Origin of the sequence: Erwinia sp. QL-Z3 (genome assembly GCF_004551645.1) — a bacterium.
Lineage (GTDB): Bacteria > Pseudomonadota > Gammaproteobacteria > Enterobacterales > Enterobacteriaceae > Erwinia > Erwinia billingiae.
Map to the genome: position 1 here is coordinate 4,107,563 of NZ_CP037950.1, position 17,283 is coordinate 4,124,845.

The following is a 17,283-nucleotide window of genomic DNA, read 5'->3' on the forward strand; positions in this document are numbered from 1 at the left end:
TGCCAACAAAAAAGGGATGGCCTGTGCCATCCCTTTTGTTTTTTGCCTGCTCCGACGTCTTATCGCGCGCCCGCTACCGCTTCTCTGGCCAGCTGGGTGATGCGATCGTAATCCCCTGCATCCAGCGCATCAGCCGGAACCAGCCAGGAACCACCAATACAGAGCACGCTTTTCAGCGCCAGATAGTCCCGGTAGTTGGCCGGCGAAATGCCGCCCGTCGGGCAGAAACGCACCTGAGGGAACGGGCCGCCAATCGCCTGCAGCGCCTTCACGCCACCGTTGGCTTCAGCCGGGAAGAATTTGAATTCACGCAGGCCATAATCCAGACCGGTCATCAGTTCCGACACCGTGCTGATGCCAGGAATCAACGGCACCGGGCCATCAACCGCTGCGCGTAACAGCGATTCGGTCACGCCAGGACTGATAACAAACTGCGCACCGGCACCGGTCACTTCTTTCAGCTGCTGGACGTTAAGTACCGTGCCCGCACCCACAATGGCTTCCGGCACTTCGCGGATCATCGCTTTCAGGGCATCCATCGCGCAGGGTGTTCTCAGCGTGACTTCTAATACTTTCACTCCGCCCGCCACCAGCGCTTTCGCCATCGGCACCGCGTGCTCAAGTTTGTTTACCACAATTACCGGCACCACAGGGCCAGTGGTGAGGATTTGCTCGGCGCTGGTCTTCCAGTTAGTCATCTTTCTGCTTCTCCAAAGCGACGCGCGCGGCGTCAGGACAGGAATACAGCCTCTACCATACAGGATTGCCCTTCCCTGCGTCCATGCGCTAATGCGGATTTTTAAAACTACGGTTCATTTTTCTTTACGACGGTTTTTGCTCTCACCTGCGCAAAAAAAAGCCCCGTAGCAGAGACGGGGCTTGAGAGCCGGCGGTGATGGGCGATTAGCCGATATCGTTCCAGGAACGGCCATCGCGGGTGATCATCGCCACAGAGGCAACCGGTCCCCAGGTCCCTGCCTGATAAGGCTTAGGCGCTTCGTTATCGCCAGCCCAGGCTTCCATGATGGAGTCGACCCACTTCCAGGCTTCTTCAACTTCATCACGGCGGACAAACAGCGCCTGAATACCGCGCATGGTCTCCAGCAACAGGCGCTCGTAAGCATCTGCCAGGTGAGACTGGTTGAAGGTCTCAGAGAAGCTCAGATCCAGCTTGGTGGTTTGCAGGTTGTGTTTGTGATCCAGACCCGGGACTTTGTTCAGAATCTGAATATCCACACCTTCATCCGGCTGCAGACGAATGGTCAGTTTATTCTGCGGCAGCTCCTGCCAGGAATCTTTGAACAGGTTCAGTGCCGGGTTCTTAAAGTACACCACCACTTCAGAACATTTCACCGGCAGGCGCTTACCGGTACGCAGGTAGAACGGAACGCCCGCCCAGCGCCAGTCGTCGATATCCACGCGGATAGAAACGAAGGTTTCGGTGCTGCTGGATTTGTTGGCATCTTCTTCTTCCAGATAGCCAGGCACTTTTTTGCCCTGCACAAAACCAGAGGTGTACTGACCACGCACGGTTTTATCGCGCACGTTGGTATGGTCGATGCGACGCAGTGAACGCAGGACTTTCACTTTCTCATCGCGGATACGGTCTGCAGAGAGATCCGCAGGCGGTGACATGGCAATCATGGTCAGAACCTGCAGCAGGTGGTTCTGGATCATGTCGCGCATCTGGCCGGCTTTGTCGAAGTAACCCCAACGGCCTTCGATACCGACTTCTTCCGACACGGTAATCTGCACGTGATCGATAGTGCGGTTATCCCAGTTTGAAGCAAACAGGGAGTTAGCAAAGCGCAGTGCCAGCAGGTTGAGGACCGTTTCTTTGCCCAGATAGTGGTCAATACGGAACACCTGGTTCTCTTCGAAGTATTCACCGACCTGATCGTTGATCTCCTGAGAGGTTGCCAGAGAGGTGCCTAACGGCTTCTCCATCACCACACGGGCAGGCTGTGCATTGAGCTTGGCGGTGCCCAGACCTTTACAGATCGCACCAAAGGTACCTGGCGGCATTGCGAAGTAGTTGATGGTGACGCGTTTTTTCTGGTCTAGCATTTTGCCCAGTTTGGCAAAGTGCGCGGCGTCGTTCACATCAAGATTACAGAAATCGAGTCGGCTGCTGAGCTTGTCCCACAGCGCTTCATCGATCTTCTCCTTCATAAAGGTTTCCAGCGCTTCACGCACTACCTTGGTGTAGGCTGCTTTGTCCCAGTCTGCACGACCCACCCCGATGATGCGGGATTCTTCGTGGATCTGACCGGCTTTTTCCAGTTGATACAGGGAAGGCAACAGTTTCCGGCGCGCAAGGTCGCCTTTGGCACCGAAAATGACCAGATCGCATGCCTGGGCCGTTTGTGTAACCGCCATTATATTCTCCTCGTTGCAGGATAAGCCTGACCCGTATAATCCGTAAGCAGTCAGGCTCTTATTGTAATTTTCTTTCAATACAATGTACTGCTTTTGCCGGGTCCACGTAAACCTGGCAGCACGCCTCCAGCACAGAGTATGCAATTGTCTGAACTTTCCCGCGCAGTGAACGGGCAGTTTGTGCGTAATTTTTAAACTTTTTTGTTACTGCATTTACAACTGTGAAAGTTAGACACAGTTCAAAGTCTGATAAAAAAGGCAGGCCTGACGTGCAATGCCCCTGCCCGAAGCCGATCGGCGCGCTGTATATTCTCTACAAATTGACATCGATTTCTCCTGTGATTGAAATCGTCAGAATGTATGAGTGGACGCCGTTATGAATATGCTGGAAAAAATCCAGGCTCACCTGGAACACCTTAGCAAATCCGAGCGCAAAGTGGCGGAGGTAATTCTTGCCTCGCCGGGCTCGGCCATCCATGCCAGCATCGCGCTTCTGGCCAGAGAAGCAGAAGTCAGTGAACCGACGGTGAACCGCTTTTGTCATCGCCTGCAAACCAAAGGTTTCCCCGACTTCAAACTGCAGCTGGCGCAAAGCCTGGCCAACGGCACGCCGTATGTCAGCCGCAATGTGGAAGAGCATGACAGCGTGGAAGCCTACTCCGCCAAGATTTTCGAGTCCGCGATGGCCGGGCTGGATCGCGTTCGCAACGGCCTGGATGCTACCGCCATTAACCGTGCGGTGGACCTGCTGACTCAGTCGAAAAAAATTGCCTTCTTCGGCCTCGGCGCGTCTGCCGCCGTGGCGCACGATGCGATGAATAAATTTTTTCGCTTCAATGTGCCTGTCATCTATTCCGATGATATTGTGATGCAGCGAATGTGTTGCATCAACAGCACGGAAGGCGATGTGGTGGTGTTAATCTCCCACACCGGCCGCACTAAAAACGTAGTCGAACTGGCTCAGCTTGCGCGGGAAAATGATGCTACCGTGCTGGCTATCACTTCGGCGGATTCACCGCTGGCCCGTGAGGCCACGCTGGCGCTGACGCTGGATGTCCCGGAAGACACGGATATTTATATGCCGATGGTCTCCCGGCTGGCGCAACTGACATTAATAGATGTGCTCGCCACCGGTTTTACCCTGCGACGTGGCGCAAAGTTCCGCGACAATCTGAAGCGGGTCAAGGCGGCACTGAAAGAATCGAGATTTGATAAAGAAGACCCGTTAGTGGCCCTCTCACGCCGTTAGCCGGTCCGCAACAGGTCGCTGTACCCGGCCTGATCCTATAAAATAGAGTGAACCTTTTCAGGGATTGCTCAGGCAACCTCCCTTTCAAAGTCAACGGAGTCATACATGTCCAGACGTCTCAGAAGAACCAAAATCGTAACGACCTTAGGCCCCGCTACCGACCGTGATAATAACCTCGAAAAAATCATCGCTGCGGGTGCCAACGTCGTTCGCCTGAACTTCTCACATGGCACCGCAGAAGATCATATTCTGCGTGCAAACAAAGTCCGCGAAATTGCCGCGAAACTGGGCCGCCACGTGGCAATCCTCGGCGATTTGCAGGGTCCGAAAATCCGTGTTTCCACCTTTAAAGAAGGCAAGGTCTTCTTAAGCGTAGGCGATCGTTTCCTGCTCGATGCCAGCCTGGGTAAAGGCGAAGGCGATAAAGAAAAAGTCGGCATCGATTATAAAGGCCTGCCGGCCGATGTGGTGCCTGGCGACCTGCTGCTGCTGGATGATGGCCGTGTGCAGTTGAAGGTACTGGAAGTTCAGGGCATGAAAGTGTTTACCGAAGTCACCGTCGGCGGCCCGCTGTCCAACAACAAAGGCATTAACAAACTTGGCGGTGGCCTGTCGGCTGAAGCACTGACCGAGAAAGACAAAGCGGACATTCTGATCGCCGCGAAAATCAATTGTGATTACCTCGCCGTTTCCTTCCCGCGCTGTGGTGAAGACCTGAATTACGCCCGCCGCCTGGCTCGTGACGCTGGCTGCGATGCAAAAATCGTCTCGAAAGTGGAACGTGCAGAAGCCGTCGCTTCACAGGAAGCGATGGATGACATCATCCTGGCCTCCGACGTGGTGATGGTGGCAAGGGGCGATCTGGGCGTTGAAATCGGTGATCCGGAGCTGGTCGGTATCCAGAAAGCGTTGATCCGCCGTGCCCGTCAGCTGAACCGTTCGGTGATCACCGCGACCCAGATGATGGAGTCGATGATCACCAATCCAATGCCAACCCGCGCCGAAGTGATGGACGTGGCTAACGCCGTGCTGGATGGCACCGATGCGGTAATGCTTTCCGCTGAAACCGCCGCCGGACAGTATCCAGCGGAGACCGTCACCGCGATGGCAAAAGTGTGCCTGGGCGCAGAGAAAATCCCAAGCATCAACGTCTCTAAGCACCGTCTTGACGTGCAGTTCGATAACATCGAAGAAGCCATTGCGATGTCAGCGATGTATGCCGCTAACCACCTGCAGGGCGTGACCGCGATTATCACCATGACCGAATCCGGTCGCACCGCGCTGATGACCTCGCGTATTACATCTGGCCTGCCCATCTTCGCCATGTCGCGTCATGAGCGTACGCTGAACCTCACCGCGCTGTATCGTGGCGTGACGCCGGTGTTCTTTGATAGCAACAACGACGGTGTGGCGGCAGCGCACGACGCCACCAACCTGCTGCGTGATAAAGGCTTCCTGATGTCCGGCGATCTGGTGATCGTGACTCAGGGTGACGTGATGAGTACCACGGGTACGACCAACACCAGCCGCGTGCTTCGCGTAGAATAACCTTCCCCCAAGTTATTGAGCTGCAAGGCTCAATAACTTTTTCTTATCCCCCCGCCGCACTCCCCATAGTCCTTTGACTGGCCTTTTGCAGCCCTTAACGGCTCTTTTGTGATCTGAATCACACTTTTAACATTAACAATGCTTATAACACTCCTGTCACAATAATCCTATTGAATGATAATGATTACTATTTATAATCTCATCCTCAATAACAAACGGTACTTTAACGCCACAAAACCACACAAACAGGAGTTATTTTAGTTAAGTTAAGCTAAAACCACTGGATTGATGTGCCATTAGGGTTTTTACCACCCTGGAAAACCGTTAATAAATCTGAACTGACGCCGTGCCGTCAGGCGCATAACGTCGTCCTTTTTTTGGGATGGCAGGGCTCACTACGTCTTTTTTTAAGGAATTGCTATGGTCTTACGTTCACAAACTCAGCCGGTGCCTCGTCTGCACCTGTCGTCAGAAACTGCTGGAGTCCAGGAGTACATTTTCAACGATCGGCAACTGGACTCGTGGGATCAGCAAACACAGGACGTACTGACGTTGCTGACGAATACCATTGCCAACGTGGAAAAACCGTTCAGCGGCATTCTTCCTCACGAACTGGCGCCAAAATTTAACGCTGTCGATCTGAACTCCCCGCTGGGCAGCAACGAAGCGGCGCTGGAAGAGCTGAAGGAGCTCTACCTGCGTGATGCCGTCTGGTTCCACCATCCAAAATACGTTGCCCATCTGAACTGCCCGGTGGTGCTCCCTTCCCTGCTGGCCGAACAGATTATGGCGGCGGTTAACAGCTCGGTAGATACCTGGGATCAGAGCGCTGGCGGCACGTTGATCGAACAGAAGGTGATTGACTGGACCCTTAGCCGCATCGGCTTACCGCATCATTCTGACGGCATCTTCACCAGTGGCGGCACGCAGTCCAACCTGATGGCGATGCTGCTGGCGCGAGACAGCTGGTGTGCTGAACATCATCCGGGTCATTTGATCAAACATCAGGGGCTGCCGCACGATGCCAGCAAATGGCGCGTATTTACCTCGAAACTGAGCCACTTCAGCATTCAGAAATCGATGGCGATCCTGGGCCTGGGCTACGACGCGGTGATCCCGGTGGATTACGACAATCACTACCGCATGGACGCGATGAAGCTGGAGCAGGAAATTCAGCGCTGCCATCAGGAAGGCCTGATCCCGATTGCCGTGGTTGCCACCAGCGGCACCACCGACTTTGGCAGCATCGATCCGCTGCAAACCATCTCGCATCTTTGCAAACATTACGGCCTGTGGATGCATGTGGATGCGGCCTACGGCTGTGGCTTACTGGTCTCTGAGCAGCATCGCCAGCGGCTGAACGGCATTGAGAAAGCCGATTCAGTGACGGTGGATTACCACAAATCGTTCTTCCAGACCGTCAGCTGTGGTGCCTTCTTCGTTCGCGACAAGCAGCACCTGAGCCATGTCACTCACCACGCAGACTACCTCAATCCGCTCAGCGCGCAGCAGGAAGGCACGCCTAACCTGGTGAACAAAAGTATCCAGACCACCCGTCGTTTCGATGCGCTGAAGATGTGGATGACGCTGCGCATTATGGGCCCTGCCGCCCTGGGTGAAGCGTTCGATTCGATCATCGATCTGACGCGAACCGCGCACACTTTGCTGAGCGCTCATCCGGCCATTGAAGTGCTGCATGCGCCGGAACTGACCACCCAAATCTTCCGCTATGTGCCACGTCCCGGCATGAGCGAGGCCACCGTCGATGAGATCAACGCCAATATCCGTAAAGCGCTGTTCCGCTCCGGTAATGCGGTGATTGCTGGCACCAAAGTCGACGGCCGCCAGTACCTGAAATTTACCCTGTTGAACCCGACCACCACAGCCGCAGACCTGGAAGATGTTATCGCGCTGATCGTTCATTACGGTCGCGAACAGGTTCGCCATTCTGCGCTGAACGCGGCTAATCAGTGAGATCCCTACTATGACTACGATTTATGATTTTGTTGGTATCGGCATCGGCCCCTTTAACCTTGGTCTGGCCTGCCTGAGCGAACCGGTTGAAGGCCTGAACGGGGTGTTCCTCGACCAGAATCCTGGCTTTGACTGGCACACCGGCATGATGCTGGAAAGCGCCCATCTGCAAACGCCGTTTATGGCCGATCTGGTGACGCTGGCCGATCCGACCAGCCGTTACAGCCTGCTGAATTACATGAAGCAGAAAGGCAAGCTGTACTCTTTTTATATCCGGGAAGACTTTTTCCTGATGCGCAAAGAGTACAACCAGTATTGCCAGTGGGCCTGTTCGCAGCTGAGCAACCTGCGCTGGAACACCCGTGTGGAATACGTCAGTTATGACGACAGCCAGCAGTGCTATCGCATCCGTTCGGTGGATTCGCAAAGCGGAGAGCCGAAGGAGTGGCTGGCACGCCATCTGGTACTGGGCACCGGTCCTGCGGCGTGGATGCCAGACTGCAGCCGCCCGTATCGCGAACGCTTTACGCACTCCAGTGAATACCTGGTGAACAAAGCGGAGTTGCAGAAGAAGAGCTCAATTACCGTCTTGGGCAGCGGCCAGAGCGCGGCAGAGATCTATTACGACCTGCTGACGGATATCGACAGCCACGGCTACCAGCTGAACTGGGTGACGCGCGCCCCGCGCTTTTACCCGCTGGAGTACACCAAGCTGACGCTGGAGATGACCTCGCCAGAGTGGATCGACTACTTCCACGATCTGCCGCCAGAGAAACGTGACGCGCTAAATGCACGCCATAAAAACCTCTATAAAGGCATCAACAGCAGCCTGATCAATGACATCTATGACCTGATGTATGTGAAGCAGCTGGATGGTGAGCTGAACGTCAACCTGTTCACCCATTCCGAACTGAAGGATATGCGCTGGCTGCCGGGCGGTGAGTTTGAGCTTTCCTTGCATCAGCAGGAGCAGGACCGGCCGTTTACCCGCCGGACGGAAGGTCTGGTGATGGCGACCGGGTATCACTACCGTCCGCCGATGTTTATTGAAGGCATTTCCAGCCGCTTACGCTGGGATGAAAAAGGCCGCTACGACGTGCAGCGCAACTACAGCATCGACCACAACAATCAGGTCTTTGTGCAGAACGCCGAGCTGCATACCCACGGATTTGTCACACCAGACCTCGGCATGGCGTGCTACCGCAACTCCGTTTTACTGCGCGAACTGGCTGGCCGGGAAGTCTACCCGGTTGAACGCCAAATCGCTTTCCAGACCTTCCCGGCCAAATCGGAACGTTGATATGTCTCAAATACTGTTTAGCAAAGCCCGTCCGGCGGGCCAGTTCACCCTTCGTCCGATGCAGGCTGACGATGCGTCCTTAATCCACAGCTGGGTCACGCGTGATTATGCGCGCTTCTGGGGAATGCAGAGCGACAGCCTGGAGCAGGTCGCCACCTTCTATCGCAACCTGACCGCCAACAATCCGCGTGCGGCGTTGATCGGCTGCTGTGATGACAAGCCGGTGTTCCTGATGGAGTTCTATCAGGCGGGTGAAGATGAGGTCGGTAAGTTCTATCCGGCGCAACCGGGCGACTACGGCATGCATATCCTGATCGCGCCGGCTAATCGTCCGGTGCGTCAGTTCAGCTGGCAGGTGTTCAGCGTGGTGATGGACTACATGTTCAGCCAGCCGGAAGTGCAGCGCGTGGTGGTCGAGCCTGATGTGCGCAATGACAAAATCCATCCGCTGAACAAGCGTGCCGGCTTCCGCTACCAGCACACCATCGATATGGGCCACAAAACCGCCTGGCTGGCTTTCTGCCAGCGCGATGATTATCAACACGCTTTATTGCAGGAAACCCTGACTATGACCAATGACAACCCGCTTCTCTCAGGATCGCATCTTTCCGGTGACAACTGGTCGCTGGCAAACCGTATGCTGATCCGCAAAGCCATTGCCGAGTTCGCCCATGAGAAAATCATCGCGCCAACCGATCTGGGCAACGGTCGCTTCAGTCTGGCCGTTCCGGGTGGCGAAGCTGACTATCAGTTTACGGCACGTCGACTGGCGTTAGATCATTGGGAAATCGCCGCCGATTCCCTGCTCAAGCAGGAGAACGGACATCCGCTGACGCTGGATGCGCTGCAATTTATCGTCGAGTTCAATCAGCAGATTGGCATTCCTCCGGCGATGCTGGCCACCTATATGGAAGAGATCACCAGCACGCTTTGCAGCAGCGTGTTCAAGCTGCAGAAGAACAATCCTGACAGCGCCGCGCTGGTCAGTGCGGATTTCCAGACGGTTGAAGCCTCAATGACCGAAGGCCATCCGTGCTTCGTGGCGAATAACGGCCGTATCGGTTTTGATGCGCGCGATTATCTGGCCTTTGCTCCCGAAGCGGCGACACCGATTAATCTGGTGTGGGTGGCGGTTCATCTGCGCAATGCGCATTTTTCCAGCCTGAGCGATCTGGAGTATGAGCAGCTGATGCGTGATGAGCTGGGTGATTCGGTGATTAACGGCTTTAACCGCCAGCTGACCGAACAAGGCCTGGCGACCGATGACTATCTGTTTATGCCGGTGCACCCATGGCAGTGGCAGAACAAACTGCTGACCGTCTTCGCGCCGGATATCGCCAATAACGACATCGTTTACCTCGGTACCGGCGACGATCACTATCAGGCCCAGCAGTCGATCCGCACCTTCTTCAACCGCAGCCAGCCGAACAAGCGCTATGTGAAAACCGCGCTGTCGGTGCTGAATATGGGCTTTATGCGCGGCCTTTCGCCGTATTACATGGCTACGACGCCGGCGATTAACGAATGGCTGGACGGTCTGGTGGCGAAGGATGAATGGCTGCAACGCTGTGACTTCCGTATTCTGCGCGAGGTGGCTGCGGTCGGTTATCACAACCGTTATTATGAAAAAGCCATCACCGGCGACTCGGCGTATAAAAAGATGTTTGCCGCACTGTGGCGTGACAACCCGGTTGCCCAGCTTCAGGCCAATCAGCGTTTGATGACCATGGCGTCCTTCCTGCATGTCGACCAGCATCAGAAAGCCCTGCTGCCGGCCCTGATTGCGGATTCTGGCTTGCCAGCGGACCAGTGGATTGCCCGCTATCTGACCTGCTACCTCAGCCCGCTGCTGCACTGCTTCTATCAGCACGATCTGGTGTTTATGCCGCACGGCGAAAACCTGATCCTGCTGCTGGAAAATAACGTGCCGGTCAGCGCCTATATGAAAGACATTGGCGAAGAGATTGCGGTGATGAACCCGGACGCAGTATTGCCTGAAAAGGTACAGCGTCTGGCGGTGGACGTGCCGGAAGAGCTGAAGCTGCTGTCGGTCTTTACCGACGTGTTCGACTGCATTTTCCGCTTTATCAGCGCCATCCTCGACGAGTCCGGCACCCTGCCAGAAGAGAAATTCTGGCAGGCGGTGGCTAACTGCGTGAAAGAGTATCAGCAGGCGCATCCGCAGCTGGCCAGCAAGTTCGAGCGGTACGATATGTTCACGCCGGAGTTCACCCGCTCCTGCCTGAACCGCCTGCAGTTGGCGAACAATCAGCAGATGATTAACCTGTCCGATCCGGCGGAAAACCTGAAGTTTGCCGGCACGCTGGTTAACCCGATTGCGGCTTTTCGTTAAGGGTTGCGTGCTTCGGGCAAGGGCAGCGTCAGGCGGTGAGCAACCTGACGCTGCGCCTTGCCCGAGATAATTCATCAATCCGGCATAAAACTGGTGTATGTTGGCGCGGTCGCTTCGGTGACCGCGTCTTTTGTTTTTCTTATCCTTGCTGGAAGGAGCCAGAATGGCCTCATTTATTCCGGTGTCGAGCCTGACCCGCCGACATCTGATTTTCCCTCTCTCCCTTGTGCTGTTTGAGTTTGCTACCTACATCGCCCACGACATGATCCAACCCGGCATGTTGCTGGTCACCAGCGAATTCAACGTCGGACCCGAATGGGTTTCCGCGTCGCTAACGGCCTATCTGATCGGTGGCATCGTGCTGCAGTGGTTACTGGGCCCGCTTTCCGACAAGCTGGGTCGCCGCCCGGTGATGCTGTCTGGCGTGGCGTTCTTTATGCTGACCTGCTTCGCCACCCACTGGGTGCAAAGCATCGAACAGTTTATCCTGCTGCGATTTTTACAGGGGATAAGCCTGTGCTTTATTGGCGCGGTGGGTTATGCCGCCATCCAGGAAGCCTTTGATGAGTCGCTGAGCGTGAAGATTATGGCGCTGATGGCCAACGTGGCGCTGTTAGCGCCGCTGGCCGGACCGTTGGCCGGCGCGGCGTTTCTGTCGGTGGGCGAATGGCGCACCATGTTCTGGCTGTTTGGTGGCGTAACGGCGGTGGCGTTGATCGGCCTGTGGCGCACCATGCCGGAAACCTCGGGCGATCGGAACACGTCACTTTCGCTTAAATCCCTCGCCAAAGGCTATTACGCGCTGCTGACAGACCGTCAGGTGATGAGTGGATCGCTGGCCATCGGCCTGGTAACCATTCCCTGCCTGGCCTGGGTGGCGCTTTCACCGGTGATCCTGATCCATGACGAAGGGTTAACCCGCATGGATTATGCGCTGCTGCAGCTACCGGTCTTTGTGGCGATGATTGCCGGAAATCTGACGCTCGGTCGGCTTTCTGGCCGCATGGCGATTGAGCAGCCGCTGAAGCTGGGCGCATGGCCGATTGTGATTGGTCTGGCGCTGGCTGCGCTGTGCACCTCCATCAACCCGCACAGCTATCTGTGGCTGACGGCCGGTCTGAGCCTGTATGGCTTTGGCACCGGGCTGGTCAACGCCGGATTGTATCGCCTGACCTTGTTCTCCAGCACCGCCGGAAAAGGCAGCGTGGCGGCAATGCTGGGCATGGTCAGTATTGTGGTGTTTGCGTTGGGGATTGAGCTGGCGAAAAGCGCCTACTTCGGTGGCGGAAGCTTTATGTTCAGCGTGGTGAACCTGGCGTGTGGGCTGGCATGGTTGCTGCTGGTGCGTGCTTTCCTGCGTGAGCGCAAGCGCCGGACAACCATCACTGCGGTGAACTGATACAGCGCCGGGACGTAATAAACAAAAAGAGCGGAGTGTTCATCACCCCGCTCTTTTTTTATGCTGCTCAACCTTACTTTTTACCGTAGAGATCTTTGCGTTTATACGGCTCGATATCGCCCTCTTTACGCGTCTTCAACAGTTTCAGGATCCAGGTGTACTGCTCCGGATTCGGCCGCACCAGCATTTCCACTTCTTCGTTCATCCGGCGCGCCAGCGTATGGTCATCGACATTGACCAAATCATCCATCGGTTCACGCAGATAAATATCCATCTGATGGGTTTTGCTGTTATACACCGGGAACAACGGGATCACGCGCGCGCGGCAGACCTTCATCAGGCGACCCACGGCGGGCAGCGTGGCTTTATAGGTGGCAAAGAAGTCGACAAACTCGCTTTGCTCCGGGCCGTGGTCCTGGTCCGGCAGATAATAGCCCCAGTAACCCTGACGGATTGAACTGATAAACGGCTTGATGCCGTCATTACGCGCGTGCATCCGGCCACCAAAGCGGCGACGGATGGCATTCCACACGTAGTCCATCAACGGATTGCGCTGGTTATGGAACATTGCCGCCATTTTCTGGCCCTGATAAGCCAGCACCATCGCCGGGATATCCACAGCCCAGCCGTGCGGCACCAGGAAGATCACGTTGCCACCCTGCTCACGGATATCGTCGATAATTTCCTGATTGTGCCAGTGGATGCGGCCGATCGCTTTGTCCGGGCGTAACGCCAGCTCGGCCATCATCGCCATTGACTGAGGCGCCGTGGCGAACATCTCATCAATGATCGCTTCCCGCTGTGCTTCAGGCACTTCGGGCATGCAATACAACAGATTAATCTGCGCGCGCCTTCTGGCACTTTTGGCCATCTTTCCTGCCAGACGCCCCAGTGCGCCAAGCAACGGATCGCGCATCCCTGCAGGTAACCATGCCAGTCCGGCAAAGGCGCCAATGGTCAGCCAGTTGCCCCAATATTTCGGCAACAGAAAGGATTTCTGAAAGGTAGGAATGAACTCTATATTACTTTTTTTGCTGTTTTCCATGCACTCGCCTCAAACAATAACGGGCTAATGATAGTGCTGACGGGCAATTTTGCAATCCCCGTATCATTCCGTCGATAAAATGAAAAAGCCGGCGGGAGATCCCGTCGGCTTAAAGATGAACGATTGAACTGACTTATTTGAAGCGTAACTGCGGCATAACCTCACGCACCTGTTTCAGGTAATCGCTGCGATCTTTGCCACTCAGACCTTCCATGCGCGGCAGTTTCGCCGTCAGTGGGTTAACCGCCTGGTTGTTGATCCAGATTTCAAAGTGCAGGTGCGGCCCGGTGGAACGCCCGGTGCTGCCGGACAAACCAATACGCTCGCCACGCTTCACTTTTTCGCCGGGTTTCACCAACAGCTTCTGCATGTGCATATAGCGGGTCATATACTGACGACCGTGGCGGATTGCCACATAGTTACCCGCACCCCCGCTACGCTTGGAGACGATCACTTCACCGTCGCCGACCGCCAGCACCGGCGTGCCAATCGGCAGGGCAAAATCGACGCCTTTATGCGGCGCAATACGGCCGGTCACCGGGTTAACGCGACGCGGATTAAAGTTGGACGACACGCGATACTGTTTAACGGTCGGGAAGCGCATAAAGCCTTGCGCCAGCCCGGAACCGGTGCGGTCGTAGAACTTACCGTCATTGGCGCGGATAGCGTAATAGTCTTTGCCGCCAGACTGCAAACGAACGCCGGAAAGTTGGCTTTGCTCGCTCTTGCCTTCCAGCATTTCGCGCGACATCAATACCGAGAATTTGTCGCCATTGCGCAATTTTCGGAAATCCATCTGCCACTGCAACGCTTTAATTACCGCGCTGATTTCCCCGCTGGTAAGGCCAGCCTGTTTTGCACTGTTAACAAAACTGCCGTTCACCGTGCCCGACAGAACGGCATCTTTCCACTCGCCCTTCTGCACTTCAGAAGAGGATTTAAAGGTGTCGCCAGAACGATCATAAGTGCGGGTTTCGCGGCGGGAGGCTTCCCAGGTCAGACGTTGCAGCTGACCATCATCAGTCAGCGTCCAGCTCAGCTGTTGGCCCACACCGAGGTTGCGCAGATCCTTATCGACCTTAGCCAGTTGGTTGATATCACTCATATCAATGCCATACTGATTTAAGACGCTGCTTAAGGTATCGCCGGAAGAAACGACATAGTCATGGGTGCCGGTTTCATTCGGCACATCCTCATCTATCTCATCTTTTGGCACATCATCTTCTGGCGCGGGCGTGTCCTGATCGAGCGGTTCGCTGGCATCGGGCGTCACGGTGCGCAACTGGCTCTTGTCGAGGATAATGCTCTTAACGATAGGGTTAGTTTCACCGGTTTGATGATAAACAAATGGCCGCCAGACGGAGACGGCCAGTGTCATTACGGTGAGCGAACCCAGCATGATGCGGTGGGTTCGCGGTAATGTGTTAAACGCCATGCTGACAGCGCGGGCAATCTGCTGCACTTATGAATTTCCTCTAGGCTCCTTTCAGGCAGCTCGTGTACTGGCTGGACAACTGTGAGAGGAATTTCACATAGCTGTCTCTGGCTACAGTAATGTCCGTTCCCAGTGGATCCAGCGTACCTGAACGGACGTTGGTGCCCCTGGCAACCGCATTTATCACGGCCGGCCTGAACTGTGGTTCAGCAAAGACGCAGACGGCCTTCTGCTCAACCAGCTCTGTTCGAATTTGATGTAATCGCTGGGCGCCCGGTTGGATCTCAGGGTTGACGGTAAAATGACCTGTTGGGGTCAAACCGAAGTGTTTTTCAAAGTAGCTATAAGCATCGTGAAAAACGAAATACCCTTTACCTTTAACCGGCGCAAGCTGAGTTCCTATTTGCGTATCGGCCGATGCCAATTCATCCTCAAAATGTTTGAGGTTCGCGTCTAGTTTGTCTCTGCTTTGGGGCATAAGTTCCAATAATTTTGCATGGATTGCAACCGCCGATTGCCTTGCGATCTCTGGGGACATCCACAGGTGCATATTATACTCGCCGTGATGATGGTGATCCTCAGCCGCATCATGGCCCTGAGCGCTTTCCCCATGGGCCTCTTCATCCTCTTCTCCACCCTTGATCAGCAGGGATTTTACGCCCGGTAATTCGGCTAATTCTATTGATTTTTGGACCGGTAATTGCGCGACCGCTTTCGGCATAAACGCTTCCATTTCTGGCCCTACCCAGACCACCAGATCCGCGCCCTGCAAGCGTTTAATATCGGATGGACGCAGAGCATAATCATGCTCGGAGGCACCGTCTGGCAACAGCACCTCGACAGGCGTAACGCCATCTGCGATCGCCGCCGCAATAAAGCCCAGAGGCTTAACAGAAGCCACCACGGCAGCATGGGCAGGCGCCGCAAGCGAGGCGGCTAAACCCAGCGCAGAAATGAGGGTAAAAAGCGGGGCTTTATTATGTAACATCATATTTCCATCCATCGTGATAAGTCGATGGAGTGTGATATTATAACATTCTAAAACTTTGGCAACCTGTAATGATTATGTCCCCACTGATTAGTCTGGAAAAAGTGTCTGTCAGCTTTGGCGTGCGTCGTGTGCTTTCCGACGTCTCGTTAACCCTGCAACCCGGTAAAATTTTGACCCTGCTTGGCCCGAATGGCGCAGGCAAGTCGACGCTTGTGCGCGTGGTGCTGGGCCTGATCCAACCGGACCAGGGCAAATTACTCCGCCCGTCTCAGTTACGCATTGGCTACGTGCCGCAAAAAATTCATCTGGATGCCACCCTGCCCCTCACCGTCGAGCGCTTTATGCTGTTGCGCGGCGGCGTCAAGCGCAGCGATATTCTGCCGGCGTTAAAGCGCGTGCAGGCGGCCCAGCTGCTGAATTACCCGCTGCAGAAACTGTCCGGTGGCGAGATGCAGCGCGTGCTGCTGGCCCGTGCTTTGCTGAATCAGCCACAGGTGCTGGTGCTGGATGAGCCGACGCAAGGCGTGGACGTCAATGGTCAGGTTGCTTTGTATGATTTGATCGACCAGTTGCGAAACGAGCTGAACTGCGCGGTGCTGATGGTTTCCCATGATCTGCATCTGGTCATGGCAAAAACCGACGAGGTGCTGTGTCTTAATCAGCATATCTGCTGCTCCGGCACGCCAGAAGTGGTGTCGAAACACCCCGAATTTATCTCGATGTTTGGCTCCCGTGGCGCCGAACAGTTAGCCATCTATCGTCACCACCATAATCACCGTCACGATTTACAGGGACGTATTGTTTTACGCAGAGGACAGAATCAGTGATTGAACTGCTGTTACCCGGCTGGTTTGCCGGTTTTTTACTGGCGCTGGCCGCAGGCCCGCTGGGTTCATTCGTGGTGTGGCGCAGGATGTCTTATTTTGGCGATACGCTGGCGCATGCTTCACTGCTGGGCGTGGCCTTTGGTCTGCTGCTGAATATCAGCCCGTTTTATGCCGTGATTGCTATCACGCTGCTGCTGTCGCTGCTGCTGGTCTGGCTGGAACGCCGGCCGCATCTGGCCATTGATACCCTGCTTGGCATCCTCGCGCACAGCGCGCTGTCGCTGGGTCTGGTGGTAGTCAGCCTGATGTCCAACGTGCGGGTCGATCTGATGGCCTATCTGTTCGGTGACCTGCTGTCGGTGACGCCAACCGATCTGTATACCATCGGCGCGGGCGTGGCGATTGTGTTGGCCGTGCTGGCGTTTTACTGGCGCTCGCTGCTGTCGATGACCATCAGCCCGGAGTTAGCGCAGGTTGATGGCGTTAACATTCAGCGGACCAAAATGGTGCTGATGCTGGTGACCGCGCTAACTATTGGTGTGGCGATGAAATTTGTCGGTGCGTTAATTATCACTTCGCTGCTGATCATTCCTGCCGCCACCGCCAGACGCTTTGCCCGTTCGCCGGAGCAGATGGCGGGGATTGCCATCCTGGTGGGGATTCTTGCGGTGACCGCCGGCCTGACCTTCTCTGCCTGGTACGATACGCCCGCTGGCCCGTCAGTGGTGCTGGGCGCGTCACTGATGTTTATGCTGAGCATGATGAAACGTCCGGCGGTATAAC

General features: G+C 55.3%; 13 protein-coding genes. 8 read left to right on the top strand and 5 right to left on the bottom strand.

From position 1 onward, the window contains the following. Positions 1-59: 59 nt before the first annotated feature. Together E2F51_RS19655 and zwf are read right to left on the bottom strand one after the other, a co-directional pair. The gene (locus tag E2F51_RS19655) at positions 60-698 is read right to left on the bottom strand and encodes a bifunctional 4-hydroxy-2-oxoglutarate aldolase/2-dehydro-3-deoxy-phosphogluconate aldolase (protein ID WP_134824308.1); all 639 of its coding nucleotides are present in this window, start codon (positions 696-698) and stop codon (positions 60-62) included. Between the two features lie 205 nt (positions 699-903). Continuing rightward, the gene (gene zwf, locus E2F51_RS19660) at positions 904-2,379 is read right to left on the bottom strand and encodes a glucose-6-phosphate dehydrogenase (protein ID WP_053142710.1); all 1,476 of its coding nucleotides are present in this window, start codon (positions 2,377-2,379) and stop codon (positions 904-906) included. Positions 2,380-2,755: 376 nt separating this feature from the next. Here zwf and E2F51_RS19665 point away from each other — a divergent pair, with 376 nt between their 5' ends. The 6 genes from E2F51_RS19665 to E2F51_RS19690 all read left to right on the top strand — a co-directional run bounded on the left by E2F51_RS19665 (position 2,756) and on the right by E2F51_RS19690 (position 12,202). After that, positions 2,756-3,628 carry a MurR/RpiR family transcriptional regulator gene (locus tag E2F51_RS19665; RefSeq protein ID WP_134824309.1) on the top strand — a complete coding sequence of 291 codons (873 nt, stop codon included), beginning with the start codon at positions 2,756-2,758 and terminating at the stop codon, positions 3,626-3,628. A gap of 105 nt (positions 3,629-3,733) precedes the next feature. Further along, positions 3,734-5,176: a pyruvate kinase gene (pyk, locus tag E2F51_RS19670; RefSeq protein ID WP_013202515.1), complete on the top strand. Its 1,443-nt coding sequence runs from the start codon at positions 3,734-3,736 to the stop codon at positions 5,174-5,176. 420 nt (positions 5,177-5,596) lie between these two features. After that, a complete protein-coding gene (locus tag E2F51_RS19675; protein ID WP_134824310.1) occupies positions 5,597-7,150 on the top strand; it encodes an aspartate aminotransferase family protein in 1,554 nt (517 codons plus the stop codon). A gap of 10 nt (positions 7,151-7,160) precedes the next feature. After that, positions 7,161-8,450, top strand: coding sequence for a lysine N(6)-hydroxylase/L-ornithine N(5)-oxygenase family protein (locus E2F51_RS19680; protein ID WP_013202517.1), 1,290 nt, complete (start codon positions 7,161-7,163; stop codon positions 8,448-8,450). Between the two features lies 1 nt (position 8,451). Further along, positions 8,452-10,803: a GNAT family N-acetyltransferase gene (locus tag E2F51_RS19685; RefSeq protein ID WP_134824311.1), complete on the top strand. Its 2,352-nt coding sequence runs from the start codon at positions 8,452-8,454 to the stop codon at positions 10,801-10,803. Positions 10,804-10,966: 163 nt separating this feature from the next. Further along, positions 10,967-12,202, top strand: a complete 1,236-nt coding sequence (locus E2F51_RS19690; RefSeq protein ID WP_053142703.1) for an MFS transporter — start codon at positions 10,967-10,969, stop codon at positions 12,200-12,202. A gap of 73 nt (positions 12,203-12,275) precedes the next feature. On the opposite strand, the gene lpxM is transcribed toward E2F51_RS19690, so the two are convergent. The 3 genes from lpxM to znuA all read right to left on the bottom strand — a co-directional run bounded on the left by lpxM (position 12,276) and on the right by znuA (position 15,670). Further along, positions 12,276-13,247: a lauroyl-Kdo(2)-lipid IV(A) myristoyltransferase gene (lpxM, locus tag E2F51_RS19695; protein ID WP_134824312.1), complete on the bottom strand. Its 972-nt coding sequence runs from the start codon at positions 13,245-13,247 to the stop codon at positions 12,276-12,278. 133 nt (positions 13,248-13,380) lie between these two features. Beyond that, a complete protein-coding gene (mepM, locus tag E2F51_RS19700; RefSeq protein ID WP_134824313.1) occupies positions 13,381-14,709 on the bottom strand; it encodes a murein DD-endopeptidase MepM in 1,329 nt (442 codons plus the stop codon). A gap of 13 nt (positions 14,710-14,722) precedes the next feature. Further along, complete coding sequence (znuA, locus tag E2F51_RS19705) at positions 14,723-15,670, bottom strand: zinc ABC transporter substrate-binding protein ZnuA (RefSeq protein ID WP_134824920.1); 948 nt, start codon at positions 15,668-15,670, stop codon at positions 14,723-14,725. A gap of 77 nt (positions 15,671-15,747) precedes the next feature. On the opposite strand from znuA, the gene znuC reads away from it, so the two are divergent. Together znuC and znuB are read left to right on the top strand one after the other, a co-directional pair. After that, complete coding sequence (znuC, locus tag E2F51_RS19710; RefSeq protein WP_134824314.1) at positions 15,748-16,500, top strand: zinc ABC transporter ATP-binding protein ZnuC; 753 nt, start codon at positions 15,748-15,750, stop codon at positions 16,498-16,500. Beyond that, positions 16,497-17,282: a zinc ABC transporter permease subunit ZnuB gene (gene znuB / locus E2F51_RS19715; protein ID WP_013202524.1), complete on the top strand. Its 786-nt coding sequence runs from the start codon at positions 16,497-16,499 to the stop codon at positions 17,280-17,282. The genes znuC and znuB overlap by 4 nt, the downstream gene beginning before the upstream one ends. The last annotated feature ends 1 nt before the right edge of the window (position 17,283 follow it).

Bases quoted from the DNA above. Each gene is read 5' to 3' on its own strand.
- E2F51_RS19655 (WP_134824308.1), bottom strand. From the start codon at position 698: ATGACTAACTGGAAGACCAGCGCCGAGCAAATCCTCACCACTGGCCCT.
- zwf (WP_053142710.1), bottom strand. From the start codon at position 2,379: ATGGCGGTTACACAAACGGCCCAGGCATGCGATCTGGTCATTTTCGGT.
- E2F51_RS19665 (WP_134824309.1), top strand. From the start codon at position 2,756: ATGAATATGCTGGAAAAAATCCAGGCTCACCTGGAACACCTTAGCAAA.
- pyk (WP_013202515.1), top strand. From the start codon at position 3,734: ATGTCCAGACGTCTCAGAAGAACCAAAATCGTAACGACCTTAGGCCCC.
- E2F51_RS19675 (WP_134824310.1), top strand. From the start codon at position 5,597: ATGGTCTTACGTTCACAAACTCAGCCGGTGCCTCGTCTGCACCTGTCG.
- E2F51_RS19680 (WP_013202517.1), top strand. From the start codon at position 7,161: ATGACTACGATTTATGATTTTGTTGGTATCGGCATCGGCCCCTTTAAC.
- E2F51_RS19685 (WP_134824311.1), top strand. From the start codon at position 8,452: ATGTCTCAAATACTGTTTAGCAAAGCCCGTCCGGCGGGCCAGTTCACC.
- E2F51_RS19690 (WP_053142703.1), top strand. From the start codon at position 10,967: ATGGCCTCATTTATTCCGGTGTCGAGCCTGACCCGCCGACATCTGATT.
- lpxM (WP_134824312.1), bottom strand. From the start codon at position 13,247: ATGGAAAACAGCAAAAAAAGTAATATAGAGTTCATTCCTACCTTTCAG.
- znuA (WP_134824920.1), bottom strand. From the start codon at position 15,670: ATGTTACATAATAAAGCCCCGCTTTTTACCCTCATTTCTGCGCTGGGT.
- znuC (WP_134824314.1), top strand. From the start codon at position 15,748: ATGTCCCCACTGATTAGTCTGGAAAAAGTGTCTGTCAGCTTTGGCGTG.